The 14984-nt window shown below is 65.8% G+C and carries 15 protein-coding genes; 12 read left to right on the top strand and 3 right to left on the bottom strand.

Annotated features, from left to right (window positions below; genetic code table 11):
- Positions 1 to 67 precede the first annotated feature (67 nt).
- Positions 68 to 1051, bottom strand: coding sequence for a helix-turn-helix transcriptional regulator (locus DEBA_RS08405; protein WP_050762289.1), 984 nt, complete (start codon positions 1049 to 1051; stop codon positions 68 to 70).
- A gap of 502 nt (positions 1052 to 1553) precedes the next feature.
- On the opposite strand from DEBA_RS08405, the gene DEBA_RS18110 reads away from it, so the two are divergent.
- Together DEBA_RS18110 and DEBA_RS18370 are read left to right on the top strand one after the other, a co-directional pair.
- A complete protein-coding gene (locus tag DEBA_RS18110) occupies positions 1554 to 1751 on the top strand; it encodes a hypothetical protein (protein WP_013258501.1) in 198 nt (65 codons plus the stop codon).
- The gene (locus tag DEBA_RS18370; protein ID WP_013258500.1) at positions 1748 to 1891 is read left to right on the top strand and encodes a hypothetical protein; all 144 of its coding nucleotides are present in this window, start codon (positions 1748 to 1750) and stop codon (positions 1889 to 1891) included. Before DEBA_RS18110 ends, DEBA_RS18370 begins: the two co-directional genes overlap by 4 nt.
- Before the next feature lie 221 nt (positions 1892 to 2112).
- Here DEBA_RS18370 and DEBA_RS08400 read toward each other — a convergent pair whose 3' ends face one another.
- Together DEBA_RS08400 and DEBA_RS08395 are read right to left on the bottom strand one after the other, a co-directional pair.
- Positions 2113 to 3615, bottom strand: a complete 1503-nt coding sequence (locus DEBA_RS08400) for an oligosaccharide flippase family protein (RefSeq protein WP_013258499.1) — start codon at positions 3613 to 3615, stop codon at positions 2113 to 2115.
- A gap of 123 nt (positions 3616 to 3738) precedes the next feature.
- Positions 3739 to 4437, bottom strand: a complete 699-nt coding sequence (locus tag DEBA_RS08395) for a Crp/Fnr family transcriptional regulator (RefSeq protein WP_013258498.1) — start codon at positions 4435 to 4437, stop codon at positions 3739 to 3741.
- Positions 4438 to 4610: 173 nt separating this feature from the next.
- On the opposite strand from DEBA_RS08395, the gene DEBA_RS08390 reads away from it, so the two are divergent.
- The 10 genes from DEBA_RS08390 to DEBA_RS08345 all read left to right on the top strand — a co-directional run bounded on the left by DEBA_RS08390 (position 4611) and on the right by DEBA_RS08345 (position 14983).
- The gene (locus DEBA_RS08390; protein ID WP_013258497.1) at positions 4611 to 5072 is read left to right on the top strand and encodes a MarR family winged helix-turn-helix transcriptional regulator; all 462 of its coding nucleotides are present in this window, start codon (positions 4611 to 4613) and stop codon (positions 5070 to 5072) included.
- A gap of 2 nt (positions 5073 to 5074) precedes the next feature.
- The gene (locus DEBA_RS08385) at positions 5075 to 5770 is read left to right on the top strand and encodes an acetate--CoA ligase family protein (protein ID WP_013258496.1); all 696 of its coding nucleotides are present in this window, start codon (positions 5075 to 5077) and stop codon (positions 5768 to 5770) included.
- Between the two features lie 2 nt (positions 5771 to 5772).
- Positions 5773 to 7242: an acetate--CoA ligase family protein gene (locus DEBA_RS08380; protein WP_013258495.1), complete on the top strand. Its 1470-nt coding sequence runs from the start codon at positions 5773 to 5775 to the stop codon at positions 7240 to 7242.
- A 176-nt stretch (positions 7243 to 7418) separates the two neighbouring features.
- On the top strand, positions 7419 to 7856 hold the full coding sequence (locus tag DEBA_RS08375; protein WP_148227822.1) for a hypothetical protein: 438 nt from the start codon (positions 7419 to 7421) through the stop codon (positions 7854 to 7856).
- A 51-nt stretch (positions 7857 to 7907) separates the two neighbouring features.
- Complete coding sequence (locus DEBA_RS08370; RefSeq protein ID WP_013258493.1) at positions 7908 to 8420, top strand: YMGG-like glycine zipper-containing protein; 513 nt, start codon at positions 7908 to 7910, stop codon at positions 8418 to 8420.
- A gap of 235 nt (positions 8421 to 8655) precedes the next feature.
- Positions 8656 to 10785 (top strand): TonB-dependent receptor, encoded by a 2130-nt coding sequence (locus DEBA_RS08365; RefSeq protein WP_013258492.1) that lies wholly within the window; start codon positions 8656 to 8658, stop codon positions 10783 to 10785.
- 4 nt (positions 10786 to 10789) lie between these two features.
- Positions 10790 to 12310, top strand: coding sequence for an ABC transporter substrate-binding protein (locus DEBA_RS08360; RefSeq protein ID WP_013258491.1), 1521 nt, complete (start codon positions 10790 to 10792; stop codon positions 12308 to 12310).
- Positions 12307 to 13206, top strand: coding sequence for a class I SAM-dependent methyltransferase (locus DEBA_RS08355; RefSeq protein WP_013258490.1), 900 nt, complete (start codon positions 12307 to 12309; stop codon positions 13204 to 13206). Before DEBA_RS08360 ends, DEBA_RS08355 begins: the two co-directional genes overlap by 4 nt.
- Positions 13203 to 14186, top strand: coding sequence for an ABC transporter permease (locus tag DEBA_RS08350; protein ID WP_013258489.1), 984 nt, complete (start codon positions 13203 to 13205; stop codon positions 14184 to 14186). Before DEBA_RS08355 ends, DEBA_RS08350 begins: the two co-directional genes overlap by 4 nt.
- Positions 14183 to 14983, top strand: a complete 801-nt coding sequence (locus tag DEBA_RS08345) for an ABC transporter permease (RefSeq protein WP_013258488.1) — start codon at positions 14183 to 14185, stop codon at positions 14981 to 14983. Before DEBA_RS08350 ends, DEBA_RS08345 begins: the two co-directional genes overlap by 4 nt.
- Position 14984 lies beyond the last annotated feature (1 nt).

Raw genomic sequence — 14984 nt, 5'->3', positions numbered from 1 at the left:
AAGCGTCTAATCTTGGCGGGGACCATTTTTGCCTTGGACGGACTTTTTGCGGCCTGCGGGCCAAGGCTCAGAGCGGCGGGGCCTGGAGGCAATCGCTGGGATTGAGGCCAAAGCGCCGCTTGAAGGCGCGGCTGAAGTGGCTGAGGCTGGCGTAGCCCACGCAAAAGGCCGCCTCGCTGACGTTCATGCGGCCCGACTCCAGCAGGCCCTTGGCCGTTTCCAGGCGATGATCGCGCAGATAGGCGAAAACCGACGTCCCGAAGACCTGACGAAAGCCGTACTTGAGCTTTTTTTCGTTGAGGCCGGCCTCGCGGGCCAGTTGGCGCAGGCTGGGCGGGTCTTCGGCCCGCTGGAGCAGGATGCGCCGGGCCAGGCCCACGCGCTCCAGGTCGTCACCGCGCAGCAGCGGCGCCGCCGTCGGGCGCTGGCGTTCGGCCATGGCCAGCTCGGCCAGTTGCCCGCCGACCAGTTGCAGCACCAGGCCCTCCAGGCGCATGCGCTCCAGGCCGCCCTGATGGGGGTGGCTCAGCAGCTCGCGCACCAGGGCGTCCTTGCGCGGATGGGGCCGGCCATACCAGGCGAACTGGCTGTCGGCCCGGCCGTCCAGGGTCGGCCACAGAAGCTTGGGCGGCGGGCTCTGCGCGTCGTCCAGGTATTGGCTCAAAAACTCCGGCGTGGCCATGACGCCGACAACGCACATGGCCTTGTCGGGGGCGTGGTCGATATTGCCTTTGGTTTTCGATAGATGAAAAATGCTGTTGCAACCGGGAGTCAGCTCGTGGCTCTGGCCGGCCAGGCGGCCGTTGGCGTAGGAGCAACGATTTTGGCCAGCCACGGTGAAGCCGAACTGCACCGGCCCCTGGTCGATGTCGAAACTGTCGCGCTCAGTGGCGTGCGGCGCCAGGCGCGCCACGTTGAGGATCAGCCCCGGCCGCAAGCGCCAGATCTCCACCACGCTGCGGGCGGCCGGCGGGGCGTCCTCCAGGCGGTAGTCGATGCTGGCCGAACGTCTGGCTGGATCGGGCGTTTGCAGATTGATGACGTACTTCACGATGACCCCGCGCGGTGATCGAGGCAGAGGCATGGGCGGTTCGGGCGCGCCTTTGGTCCGTTGTCACCGCGAATGTAGCAGGGATTTTCTTTGCTGGCAATAAACTTCTACGATCATTCTAATTTATTGAAGCTGGCGATACACTCTGGAGCGAAACGCTCAAACTAGCGAGTCCGACATCTGGCTTGCCGAGCCCGGCGCGCCCCAAAATCCCTGAAAACCTAGAGCGCCGTACACCCCCCCACAAAACATGGCCCGCCGCACGCCCCTTTCAGGGTAGGTTATACAAAAACGCCTTACAACCAGCCGGAAAAACGTGCTAATTTTTGGCACTACCCAAAAGGGGTATCCAAGCCGGCTTGGGTTGTGACCCAAGCCAGGACGTTCAACCATTGCCCAGGGGTATAACGCAATTAAATTGAAAAAGAGGGATATATCATTGTGTTGAACCGTAAAGCAGTGGTTGTTTCCGCCGATCTGCTTGGCCCCAAGGAGGAATAAAGTGAACGCCGAGTTAAGCCGTAGGGCGGCCATAGTGATAAACATGTCAACCTTTCTCGAACGCAATGATCGAGAGGAATTTGTCAAAGCGGTCTGCGCCGCCAAGGACTTTGATTCCCTGCCGGCCAAATGGCGCGAAGAGATGGTGCGGACGGAGAAAGAAATTGACGAATTGCGCAAGAAACTGGGCGTGAAGTGACCCTGCCGCCGACCTCCGACCGCGCCCAACTGACGGGCCGCGCGTCGGCCAGAGACGAGGCCATGCTTTTGGCCATGCTGGAGGCCGAGGACTACGCCCTGGCCGAGGGCTCGCTGCTCCATTTCGTCAAGGCGGCATAGTGATCCCAAAAGGGGTATCCAAGTCGGCTTGGGTTGTGGGGCGTGAGGCGTCAGAGGGGGTAGGTCAAACAAAAATGGCTTGCCCCGCCGGCGCGAAAGCGCGGCGTGGCCACGGCCTGGCTCAGGCCGGCGAGCGGACGTTTTGGGGCGTGGCGAGGTCGCGGGCGTGTTGGGGGAGGCGCAAAAGCCGACGAAAGCGCGGCGCGCGGCGGCGGGGCCCGCTAGGGCGTCGGTTGGCCCGCGCCACGGGTCAAGTCCACGCCGTGGCGCACCAGCGTGAAGACCATGAAGGCCGCGAACGGCGCGGCCACGGCCACGGCCCAGCCCAGAAAGCCCAGCCAGCCCATGGTGTTGTCATAAGGCAGGCCCAGGGCGAAACCGGCGGCCGTCACCAACGCCATCAGCACCAGCGGCAGGCCCACCGGCCGCCAATAGCGCCAGTACGACAGGCCCAGCTCGCGCGAGACCACCAGCGGCTGGACAAGCAGCTTGTTGACCAGCATCGGCGCGGCCGTGCCCAGGGCCACGCCCACGATGCCCATCCGCGGGGCCAGGTAGATGCTAAGGGCCAGGTTGCACGCGCCCTCGATCATATTTATGGCCGCCAGCAGCCCGTGCCGCTCGCGGGCGAACATCACCGAAACGGCCGGGGCCTGCATCAGGTCGGCGGTGAAGGACACGGCCAGAATCCACAACACCGCCACCGAGCCCTGGAAGCCCTGGCCCAGCCACAGGCGCAAAAACGGCCAGCCCAACAACACCAGCCCCGCGCAGAGGATCAGGCTGATGGTCGAGCTGATCGTCAGCGACCGCAAAAAAAGCTCGGTCGTCATCGCCGCGTGGCCGCCGCCGGTCAGCGAGGTTAGCCGTGGCGTCAGCACGTCCACGAACGCCCCCACGATGCGCAGCATATAGCGCACCAGCATCGCCGCCACGGCGTAGATGGCTATCTGCGTGAAATCCAAAAACTTGCCGATCACCGCCTGGTCGAGCTGAAAACGCAGCAAATCGCCCACGCTCAGCAACGTGCTCAGCGCCCCGAAGCTGATCAGCATCAGGCCCGTGCGTGGTGAAAAGGCCCGCCAGTCCGGCCGCAGATGGGGCAGCAAGCGATAGCACAACACCGCGTGCAGCAGGGCCTTCAGGGCCTCGGCGCTGATGTGGGCGGCCATCAGGCCGATGGGCCCATGGCCCAGGCCCAAAACCACGGCGATGGCCACCGTGCGATAGACGTGATAAAAGGCCACCACGGCGTTGTTGGGTAAAAACAGCTCGTAGGCCTGCAGGATGGACATGAAATAGACGCCCAGAAAACTGCAAGCCGCGCCCAGGCCGCCCAGGCGCAGCATGGTCGCGAAAGTCTGCCGCATCTGGCCCGAAGGGTCCAGCAGCTCGGACACCGGTTCGGCGGCCAGCCAGGCCCCGCCGACCACCAGCGCGCAGAGCAGGGCCAAGAGGATCAGGCCGTTGCTGATCACCCCGGCCATGGCCGCCGTGTCCTTCTGGCCCCGGTAGATGGCCACGTAGTGGGAAATGGCCGGGGTCACCCCCACGTTCAACAGCGCCGAATAACCCACGATCGTCAACACCAGGCTCCACGCGCCGTAGAGCGGCTTGCCCAGGTGGGAGATGATCAGGGGCGTGACCACCAAGCCCGTGGCGATGGCCACAAGCATGGCCGTCCAGTTGAAGAGGGTGTTGACGGTGGAGCTAAAGCGCGGCAAAGCGTTTCCTTGCGTTCATGCGCATCGCCCGCGAGATCGCGGGGCACGGGGTTTTCGGCGCGGCGGTCGTTTGACGCAGTATGCCCCAGGCGGGACGCCTTCGTCCAGCGCGCCGGCCGGGCCTCACGCCTCGGCCACGATCAACCGCCGGCCGTCTTGCAACACCTTGCCGGCCTGACGCAGGCTTTTGAGCGCCCGGGTGATGCTGACCCGGTGGGCCCCCACCAAAAAACCCAGCTCCTCGTGGGTCAGGGGCATCTCGATGGCCAAGCCGCCCTCCGTGGGCCGGCCGTGTTCGCGGGCCACGTTTTGCAGGGCCTGATAGAGCCGCTGCTCCAGGCTGACCTGGGCCAGCGAGTCGACCTGGGACGAAAGCCAATCGATGCGCCGCGAGAGGTTTTTGATCACCTGAAGGCCCAGCCTGGGCCGCTCCAACACCAGGCGCTCGAAGCCCTGGCGCGAAAAGCCACAGGTCAGAGTGGGCTCGACGGCCACCGCCGAAACCGGCAACGCACCGGCGTCATTCAGCATGTTTTCGCCCAAGAAGTCGCCAGCCTTGCGAAAATCGAGGATGATCTCCGCGCCGTCCTGGCCCAGCTTGGCCAGCTTGACCCGGCCGCCCTTGATCAGAAACAGCGTCTGGGCCGGATCGCCCTGGCGAAACACCGCCTGGCCCGGCTGATAGACCCGCCGCCGGGCCGCTTGGGTCAGGGCGGCCTGATCGGCGGCGTCCAGGTCTTCGAACAACCACAACTGGCCCAGACAGACGTTGGATAGCGCGATCTGGCCCTGGGCCAGTTCCTCACATTGACAATTGCTCATCGCCTCGCCTCCGTGCGCCCGCCTCACGCCCGTGATTTTAGCACGGCGCGGCCCCGCCGGCCCCTGGCAAAGCGCGTCCGCCGGCTGGCTGATCGGCTGATCAATTATGACTTGACTTTGATATTGTCAATATTACAACATTCTTCACGTAGACAATCACCAAGGCGGGGCCGATGAAGCTGCAACTGTTTCCCATCGAGCAATCCCACGGATTCATCATGCGTTTGGCCGCCAACCGCATGAAAAGCGGGCTCAACCGGGCCTTCGCCGCCGCCGGGTTGGAGCACACCGCCGAGCACTGGTCGGTGCTTTCGGCCCTGATGGGCCGAGATGGCCAATCGCAGACCGAAGTCAGCCAAAACGTCACCAAGGACCGCCAAAACATCACGCGCATCATCGACGCCTTGGAGGCGGCCGGGCTGGTCCAGCGGCGGGCCCATCCCAGCGATCGCCGTTGCAACCAGGTTTTCATCACCGCCGCCGGCCGCCAGGCCCACCAACGGCTGACCGCCGTGGCCGAAGGCTTCACCCGGGCGGCCTTTGCCGGGCTCGGCCAGGGCGAGCTGGACGAACTGACGCGGATAAACAAGATTATCGCCAATAATATTAATAAGATATACGAAAAGGAAGACTGACGATGGACGTAGGTCGGTTGATCGCCACGGCCCGAGCAAAAGGCCAGGCGGCCCTTAACGAGCATGAATCCAAGCTGGCGTTGGCGGCCCATGGCGTGCCAGTCAGCGCCGAGGGCCTGGCCCAAAGCGCCGACCAGGCCGTGGAACTGGCCCGTGAATTGGGCTTTCCGGTGGCGCTGAAGGCCTGCGCGGCCTCGCTGATGCACAAGAGCGAGGGCGGCTGGGTGCGTCTGGGCCTGGGCGACGAGACAGCCGTGCGCGCGGCTTATGACGACATCGCCGGCCGGGCGGCCCGGGCCGGGCTGGCCTTGGACGGCGTGTTGGTTCAGGAGATGGTCGGCGGCAACCGCGAGTTGGTGCTGGGCCTGAGCCGCGATCCGCAGTTCGGCCCCTGCGTGATGCTGGGCCTGGGCGGCGTGCTGGCCGAGGCGCTGGCCGACACGGTCTTTCGCATGGCCCCGCTGGAGCGCCTGGAGGTCTTGGACATGCTGGAGCAACTGCGTTGTCGGCCCATGCTGGCGGCCTTTCGTGGCCAAAGCCCGGCCGACCTTGAGGCCCTGTGCGCCGCCGTCATCGGCCTGGGCCGCCTGGGCCTGGAGCACGACGCCGTGGTCGAGGTCGACGTAAACCCCCTGATCATCACCGCCCGGGGCCGGGTCAAGGCCGTCGACGGGCTGGTCGTGCTGGCAAGGAGTTAGCAGTGTCGTCGTCGATCACGCAAAATCCGCTTTATTATCTGATCAATCCTCGTGGCATCGCCTTTTTCGGCGCGTCCAACAACTTCATCAACATGGGCACGATGATCCTCAACTCGGTGCTCAACATGGGCTACGAGGGTCAGATCTATCCCATCCACCCCAAGGAAAGCACCGTGTTGGGGCTGACGGCCTACACCGCCATCGACCAGACGCCTCAAGCGCCGGATCTGGCCATTTTGGTGCTGCCCACCAAGATCGTCGGCGACGTGTTGGAGCAATGCGGCCGGCGAGGGGTCAAAAACGCCGTGGTGGTCTCGGGCGGCTTCCAGGAAAGCGGACCCGAGGGCGCGGCCATGCAGGAGCGCCTGATGCGCATCGCCGAGCAATACGGCATGCGTTTTCTGGGGCCCAACTGCCTGGGCGTGGCCAACCCCCACTGCAAGATCAACACCACCCCCCTGCCCTACGAATGCGGCCCCGGCTTCATCGGCCTGGCCTCGCAGAGCGGCAGTTTCGTCACCCAGATGTACGACCAACTGCGCCGTCTGTCCCTGGGCTTCAGCACGGCCCTGAGCGTGGGCAACGAGGCCAACGTGGACCTGGTCGACTGCCTGGAGTATCTGGGCGACGACCCCCACACCAAGGTCATCGGCATGTACGTGGAGACGATCCGCCGCGGCCGGCGCTTCGTGGAGGTCGCCCGCCGCGTGGCGCTGAAAAAACCCATCGTGGCCTTTTACGTGGGCGGCTCGGAGACTGGCCGGCGGGCGGCCCTTTCGCACACCGGGGCCCTGGCCGGCCCGGACAAGCTCTACGACGGCATCCTGCGCCAGGCCGGCGTGATTCGCGCCCAGACCATCACCGAGCTATTTGATTTCTGCTGGGCCCTGGGCAGCCTGCCCCTGCCGGCCGGGCCCAACGCGGTCATCCAGACCGACTCGGGCGGGCCGGGCGCGGCCGCGGCCGACGCCTGCGAGCGTAGCGGGCTCAAGCTGCCGCCCTTGGGCCCGTCGACCATCGAGCTGCTGCGGCCGCTGGTGCCCCACACCGGCAGCCTGGGCAACCCCGTCGACATCACCTTCCCCCGCGAGTTTCGCAACTACTATTGGGATATCCCCGACGCATTGCTGCGCGATGAAAACATCCACGCCCTGCTGATCTACTTCGTCCTGCCCGTGGAGCTGATCTACCCCTCCATCGCCGCCCAGGGCCTGCCCGTCTCCGAGGCCAAACGCCAGGCCGTGGAGTTGGTGTCGGGCCTGCTGGACCAGACCCGCTCCCTGATCGACGTCCACGGCAAGCCGGTGGTGGGCTATTCGTTCAACAGCCTGGAGCAGGAGCCCTTGCGCGGGTTGATCGCCCGGGGCATGCCTGTTTTATCCAGCCCCCAGCGGGCGGCCAGGGCGGTGGCGGCCATGAGCCAATACGCGCGCCTGCGCCAAAAGCTCATCGCGCAGGGCCAGACGGCCTGAATCAAAACCCGCGCGGCCTCAGCGGCCCAAGCCCGCGACGCCACAAAAGCGTCGCGGGCTTGTTTTTTTTGGCGTCCGCGCTTTTTTTGTAAACAAAGGCCCGAGGGCCAGCGTCTTAGGCGCAAAAGGCCATGGGCCGTCCGCCTGGGCCAGTGATCACCATGGAGTTTAAAGCCGTGAGCAAAAAGATATACGCAGCCTTCACATTGGTTTTGCTGACCCTGGCCGCGCCGTCGGTCTGCCCGGCGGACGGGCCGTTTTGGGAGGCCCAGTGGTGGCGCGACCGGGGCACGATAGAGCGCCTGCAACTGACCCGCCACGAGGTAGGCCGCCTCGATCAGGCCCATCAACGCATGCGCATGGATCTTCAACAGGCCCAATCGGCCGTCAACGTGGCCCGCCATCGCCTGGACAGGCTCATGCGCGAGCGCCACCTGAACATGGCCGCCGTCGAGATGGAGTTGAACGCCTTGGAGCGGGCCAGCGCCGAAGTCGCCTCCGGGCGCTATCGCTATCAGCTCAAGATCCGGCGCATCCTGGGCCCGGAGCGCTACGCCGTGGCCACGGGCTGGGAGCGCCCCGGCCGCCCTGACCGCTGGCCGTCTGGGCGCTGAATCGGCCGGAGGCCATCTTCACGATTTCGTCGCTTCCAAAGGAGGCTTGCGATGTTCAAAAAGACCACTCGCGGCGCGGCGCTGACGGCGCTGGCCATATTTGGCCTATTGGCGGCCGGCTGCGCCGGGCCGGGCGGCGCGCCCAGCTATTATGGCTATCAAGGCGGGGCCGTGGGCGCTGGCGTGGGCGCGGTGGCCGGCGCGCTCATCGATCACGACAATCCCTGGCGGGGCGGGGCCATCGGCGCGGGGCTGGGCGCGCTCTTTGGCGGGGCCATCGGCGAATCCAACGCCCAGGCGGCGCAATACGGCGCGCAACCATATTATCAACAGCCATCACCCGGCTACTATTCGCCAGCGCCGTCGTACTACAGCCCGCCGCCATCGGCCACGTTTTATTACTACCAGCAATCGGGCGGCGGCCCGCGTCGGCACGACCATCACCCGCGCGGCGGCTATCACCGCCCGCCGGAACATCACCATCGCCCCGGCGGCTATCACCGCCCGCCAGAGCACCACCATCGCCCAGACGGCCATCACCGCCCGCCGCGGCCTTATCGCTGAGCTTGGTCCGCGAAAATGGCTTTCGCATTGATTGGGCTTGACACGACGCACGCCGTTGGCTAGAAACGGCCAAGGCAATCGCCGCGCAGAAGCCGGCGCGAAAAAATCCAGGCACGCACATTTTATGAGTTAGAGCGAAAACGCTCGGCAGAACGCTGGTCAAGAAGGCCGAACCCCAGGGCAGGGGATCGGCCTTTTTGCGTTTTCGCGCGCCGGTCGCAAAGGAAAAAAGCAAATGGAGAAAAGGGGAAGAGGCTTCATCGCCGCCGTGGCCCTGGTCGCGGCCCTGGCCCTGGGCTGCCCGCCGGCCTGGGCCGCCGACGACGGGCAAAGCGCCAAACGCAACTGGGAAGCCGACAAGACTGAAATGTCGGACATCACCGTCACCGCCACCAAGACCGACGTCAAGGCCGACCTCTCACCGGTGGACGCCTACTCGGTCGATCGGGTGGACATCGACTTCCAGCCCAACTACTACATGAACAACTTCGGCGAGCTGATCCGCGACATCCCCGGCGTGCACGTGGCCCAATATTATCCCTGGGGCCCGCCGTGGGTCCATCTGCGCGGCACGGGCCACTTTTTGCAGCGCACGGTCTACCTCATCGACGGCGTGCCGGCTCACCATTTCATGTCGGCGGCCATCAACCCCAACGACATCGAGCGGGTGGACGTGGTGTTGGGTCCGTCATCGGCTCTCTACGGGGCCAGCGCCGCCGGCGGCGCGGTCAACATCATCACCAGGAGCGGCCACGAGGGCATGGGCGCGGTGGCCAAGATGAGCTACGGCTCGATGAACACCTTCCGGCCCTACACCGCCGTGGGCGACCGCGACGGCAAGTTCAACTATTACTTCAGCTACAGCGGCGACTACTCCGACGGCTTCCAGATGAAGCCCCTGGACGGCATGGTCGATCTTTTCAACCGCGGCCAAAAGCAATACGTGCGCCAGGCCTCGTTGGAAAACAACAAATACAACTACACCTACCTCACCGGCAAGGCCGGCTGGGAGGCCGACAACGGCATGGGCCTGACGGTGGCCATCAACTACCAGCAGCGCTATCTCTACGGCGGCCAGTCCAACTACATTATCAACGACAACGGCGACACCGTGGTCAACAGCGTGCGGTTCGTCTCGCCGCTGAGCGACTGGGGCAAGCTGACGGCCACCACCGGCTATCAGTTCCAGTCCATCCCTTCCCAGGAGACCACCGGCCTGAGCCTGGTCAACGGCAGGGTCGTGCTCAACGACACCATCACCCAGACCACCACCTGGGACCGCCAGCGCCTGCCCCTGGAGCTGCAAACCGACTTTTACCTTGGCGAAAACAACGTGCTCACCACCGGCGCCTCCCTGGCCCAGGAAAAAGAAAAGACCAGATATTATCAGGGCACAAGCTCCAACCAGACCTATCGCTCCGACATCACCACCGACATGGCCGCCGTCTACATGCAAGACCAGCAGTTCCTGCTCGACGACAAGTTGAGCATCCTGGCCGGCGTGCGCTACGATTATTGGCGCTATCACGACATCTACGACTCGGGCTCCAGCGACAAGGAGCCCGGCGCGGTCAGCAAGGACCACGTGACCTATCGCGGCGGCGTGAAGTATCGCTTCAACGACACCATCGCCGTGCGGGCCAACGCCGGCACGGCCTATTGGCCCGGCAACGCCAAGTGGTACTTCCAGAACCAGAACGTGGGCGCCACCCAGCGCGAGGCCAACCCCAACCTGGAGCCCGAGCAAACCTGGATGGTCGACCTGGGAACCGACGTGACCCTGAATCAGTGGAAGACCCTGTTCAAGGCCACCACCTACTACGGCAAGATCAAAGACATCATGGCCTATTCCTATGACCAGCACCCGACCTTACCCAACACGATTTTGATCCACACCAGAAACATCGGCGAGGCCGAGATTTACGGCCTTGAGCTTTCGCTGGATCAGCCCATCACCGAGCATTTCCTGTTCTTCGCGGCGGCCACGCTCAATCACTCGCGCATCACCAAGGACGACGTCAATCCGCAAAACGTAGGCAACCAACTGCTCAACTCGCCCGATTATTGGGGCAGCGTGGGTCTGCGCTACGCCAACGCGGCGGTACTCAACGGCGAGGTGGTTTTCCGCTACTCCGGCGACCGTTACTACACCGACAACAACGAGGATCTGCCCTACTTCCACATGGACGCCTACCAGACCGTCGACGCCAAGATCTGGCGCGATTGGCGGCTGGACAAAAACTGGGCGCTGAGCGCCTGTCTCTCGGCGGTCAACATCTTCAACGAGCGCTACGCCACCGAGATCGTCTACGTCAACCAGGGCTTCTACATGGAAGGCATGATCGGCCTGCGCTACACGTGGTGAGAGCTTGAACGCATCCCTGCCCGAACGCCGGGGCCTGACGGCCCTGGCCATCATCGCCGCGCTTATGACGCTTTTGATGCTGGCGTCTTCGCCCCAGCCCGCCTGGGCCGGCGGCGACGCCAGCCTTGTCATCGGCGTGGGCCGCGATTTCCTCGACGGCCCCGACAGCCGGGCCTTTGTGCACGGCTCGACCAACGCCTGGGAAGCCCTGACCTACCTGGGCCCGGACATGCGGCCCCTGCCCTGGCTGGCCAGTTCGTGGCGGGTGGAGGACGGCGGCCGCCGCTGGCGCTTCAAGCTGCGGCCGGGGGTGAAGTTTCACGACGGCACGGACCTGACCGCCGCCGAGGCGGCCCAGGCGCTGCGGCGGATCATGAATCATCCCCGCTACGACGCCGGCGGGGCCTACCGCGAGGTGGCCAAGCTGGAGGCCGTGGGCGACGAGGTCGTTTTCAGCCTGAAGCGTCCCTCGCCCAATCTGGCCAGCTTGGTGGCCTATTACGGCGGGCCCATCCTCAAACCCAGCGGCTTCGATCAAGCCGGGCGCATCCAAAAATTCATCGCCACCGGGCCCTATCGCCTGGAGCTGGCCCGGCCCAACCAGAGCGTGGAGCTGACGGCTTTTGGTGATTATTGGGGCCCCAAACCCCGCTATCGGCGGGTGGAGTTCCGCCACATCCCCGACGCCCACACGCGGGTCATGGCCCTCTTGGCCGGCGCGATCGACGCCGTGGCCGACGTGGGGGCCATCCTGCCCGAGCAGGCCGCCGAACTGGCCGACGATCCCAGGGTCGAGCTCAAGCGCCGCGAGGTGGCCACCACCCACTATCTGCTCTTCAACTGCCGCCGGCCGCCATTCGCCGATGTTCGGGCCAGACGTTGGCTGGCCGAGCTCGTCGATCGTCGCGCGTTGGTGGCGGCCCTGGCCGGCGACAGCGGCGAGCCAGCCAGCGCCCCATACACCAACCTGGCCGTGGACTGGGCCTTTGGCCTGGCCGCGCCGCCGGCGGCGGAGCAACCGGCCGCCCCAAATCGGCCCCTGCTGATCCTGCTGCACGCCGGCACGACCGAACGCTGGCCCTACCTGGACATGGCCCAGATCATCCAAGACCGCTTGCGCCAGGCCGGCTGGCCCGCCGAGATCGTCGTCAGCGAGGCCGGCGGCTATTACGAGGCCCTGCGCAAGAGCCAGTTTGACCTGAGCCTGCAACCAAACACCCTCATGACCGGCGACCCGGACTTTTTTTATTCGTATTACCTGGACCAGCACGGCGCGGCCAATCAGGGCTGGCGCAACCAGCGGGCGCAAAAGCTCATCGAGGCCGGCCGCCACGAAATGGACCCCCGCGCCAGACGCGAAATCTACCGCCAGCTGGCCCAGATCTTCGGCGCCGAACTGCCGCTGCTAGCCCTTTATCACGAACACAGCATCCACGCCCAACGCCGCGGCCTGGCCCCGGCCCTGGAGCTGGACCAGAACTTCCGGCCCCTGCTCACCGAGCGCGGGCCCTGGGAGGCCCAATGATACCCGCAGTGAAAATGCAAGATCTGGCCGTGGAGATGGCCCCCCTCGGCCGCCAGTTTTGGGAGGATGCCTGGCGGCGGGCCAACGAGGCGTCGTTTCTCAAGACAACCCAGGAGATCGACCCCAAGGCCTGGGATCGCTTCTACGACGAAGTCAGCGACATCTACCTGGACCTGTGGGGCCAACCCGAGACCCTGGGCCGCGCGGTGGTCGACGAGTTGCTGGCCAATGGCGTGGTCGGTCCCGGCGCGAGCGTGCTGGACGTGGGCTGTGGGCCGGGCACGCTGGCCATCCCGCTGGCCAAGGCCGGGGCGCGGGTGACGGCGCTGGACAACTCCGCTGGCATGTTGGCGGCCCTGAAGCGCCAATCTTTCAGCCAGCAGCTTGAAATAACGACGATTAACAGCAACTGGCGCGATCACCGACCCGCGCGCAAAAGCGCTCTGGCCCTGGCCGGATTTTTCCCGCCGGCCCTGTCGCCCGAGGGCCTGGCCCGCTTGGAAAGCTGGTCGAGCGGCCACTGCGCCCTGACCCTGGGCACTGGCCACGAGCCATACGAGTTTCGGCGGGAGCTGTGGGGCGAGGTGCTGCAAATGCCCTTTCACAAGGGCAGCCACCACCTTAGCTGCGCGGTGAACTATCTCATCGCCGCCGAACGCCGGCCAAATTTGCGCCATCTGCATTGGACAAGCCGCTTTTGTCAGCCCGTGGAAAAGGTGGCCCGGTTTTATCGCAGCTATTTCGGCATCTTTGGCCGGCGAGGCCCCGAAGTGGACGGCAAGATCGCCTCGGTCTTGCGGCGTCATTGCCATGACGGCATGGTGCTCGCCCAGGGCTCGGTGCAGGTGGCCGTGCTGTGGTGGGCCTGTCCCCGCCGTTTGGCGGCCCTGGCTTGAGCGGCCCCTGGCGCGTCCTGTCCGGCCTGTGGGGCCAGGCCTGGCGGCTGGCGCTGACCATGCTTGGCGTCTCGGTGTTGACCTTTGGCCTGACCTGGCTGGCCCCCGGCGACCCGGCCGAGATCCTGCTGCGCGACCGCTACGAGGCCCCCACGGCCCAGAAGCTGGCCCAGGTCCGCGCCGAGATGGGCCTGGACGACGCCTTGGCCCTGCAATACCTGCGCTGGCTGGGCCGGGCGGCGCGGCTGGATTTTGGCCTGTCCTACGTCAGCGGCCGACCCGTCAGCCAGGAGCTGGGCCCCCGGGCCCTGGCCACGGCCGAACTGGCCCTGACGGCCTTTGGGCTGGTGGTGGCCTTATCGCTGGCCGGCGGCCTGCTGGGCGGTTTGTTTCACGGCCGGCTCATCGATCGTCTGGGCCGCCTGGCCGCCATCTTGGCCATGAGCGCGCCCAATTATTGGCTGGGCATGCTCTTGATCTGGCTTTTCGCCGTGGAGGCCGGCTGGCTGCCGGTGATGGGCCGGGGCGGGCCGGAGCACTTGATCTTGCCGGCGCTGACCCTGGCCCTGGCCGTGGCGGCCATGCAGGCCAGGGTGCTGCGGGCCAGCGTCATCGAGACCAAAAGCCGCGACTACGTGCGCTTGGCCATGGCCAAGGGCCTTGGGCGTTGGCAAACCTTCACGCGGCACGTGGTCAAAAACTCGCTGCTGCCGGCGCTGACGATGTGGGGCCTGTGCCTGGGGCATTTGCTGGGCGGCTCGGTGATCGTCGAGTCGGTTTTTTCGTGGCCGGGCCTTGGCCAACTGGCGGCCCAGGCCATCCTGGCCCGCGACATGCCGGTTTTGCAAGCGGCGGTGATGCTGATGGCCCTGTTTTACGTCGTGGCCAATCTGGGCGTGGACGCGCTTTATCGCCTGGTCGATCCGCGTCTGCGGCAAGCCGCGCCGGCCGGCGAATCTTGCCCGGAGCCCCAGCCATGATCCGTCTTGGCGGCGCCATCGTGGCGCTTTTGATGCTGGTCGCCGTGGCCGCGCCGTGGCTGGCGCCCCACGATCCCAACGCCGTTGATCTGGGCCAACGCCTTCGCCCGCCCAGCCTGGAGCGCCCGCTGGGCGCCGACCGCCTGGGTCGCGATCAGCTATCGCGCATTATTTATGGCGCGCGCAATTCGTTGGGCGCGGCAATGCTGGCCTCGGGCCTGGCCCTGGGCCTGGGCCTGGGCCTGGGGCTCTTGGCGGCCATGCTGGGCGGCCGTTGGGACGGCTTTTTGATGCGCCTGGTGGACGTGGGCCTGGCCTTTCCCGGCCTGGTGCTGGCCTTGGCCTTGGCCGGGGCCATGGGGCCATCGCTTTTGAGCGTGTGCCTGGGCGCGGCGGCGGCGGGTTGGGCCTGGTGGGCGCGTTTCACGCGGGGCCTGGCCGTGGCCGCCCTGGCGCGGCGCTTTGTCGTGGCCGGCCAGGCCCTGGGCCTGGGCCGATGGGCCATCGCGCGGCGTTACGTCCTGCCCGAGATCGCCGCGCCGATTTTGGTGGCGGCCTCGCTGAAAACCGGCTGGATGATCGTGGCCATCTCGGGGCTGGGCTATCTTGGCCTGGGGGCCCAGCCGCCCACGCCGGAATGGGGGGCCATGCTTCACGAGGCGCGGGCCAACCTGGCTCGCGCGCCATGGCTGATGCTGGCGCCGGGCCTGGCCATCACGGCCACTGTGCTGGGCTGCAACCTGCTGGCCGAAGGCCTGCGCGACAGGTTGCAAGTGCGCCAGGATAGGGATTTTTGAG

Origin of the sequence: Desulfarculus baarsii DSM 2075 (assembly GCF_000143965.1) — a bacterium.
In the GTDB taxonomy this organism is placed as follows: Bacteria; Desulfobacterota; Desulfarculia; order Desulfarculales; family Desulfarculaceae; genus Desulfarculus; species Desulfarculus baarsii.
The sequence above is the reverse complement of the archived record's forward strand: the minus strand, read 5'-3'. Positions and strand labels throughout refer to the sequence as shown.

Excerpts from the sequence above, each read along its gene's own strand:
- DEBA_RS08395 (WP_013258498.1), bottom strand. The coding sequence starts at position 4,437 with ATGAGCAATTGTCAATGTGAGGAACTGGCCCAGGGCCAGATCGCGCTA.
- DEBA_RS08390 (WP_013258497.1), top strand. The coding sequence starts at position 4,611 with ATGAAGCTGCAACTGTTTCCCATCGAGCAATCCCACGGATTCATCATG.
- DEBA_RS08385 (WP_013258496.1), top strand. The coding sequence starts at position 5,075 with ATGGACGTAGGTCGGTTGATCGCCACGGCCCGAGCAAAAGGCCAGGCG.
- DEBA_RS08370 (WP_013258493.1), top strand. The coding sequence starts at position 7,908 with ATGTTCAAAAAGACCACTCGCGGCGCGGCGCTGACGGCGCTGGCCATA.
- DEBA_RS08365 (WP_013258492.1), top strand. The coding sequence starts at position 8,656 with ATGGAGAAAAGGGGAAGAGGCTTCATCGCCGCCGTGGCCCTGGTCGCG.
- DEBA_RS08355 (WP_013258490.1), top strand. The coding sequence starts at position 12,307 with ATGATACCCGCAGTGAAAATGCAAGATCTGGCCGTGGAGATGGCCCCC.
- DEBA_RS08345 (WP_013258488.1), top strand. The coding sequence starts at position 14,183 with ATGATCCGTCTTGGCGGCGCCATCGTGGCGCTTTTGATGCTGGTCGCC.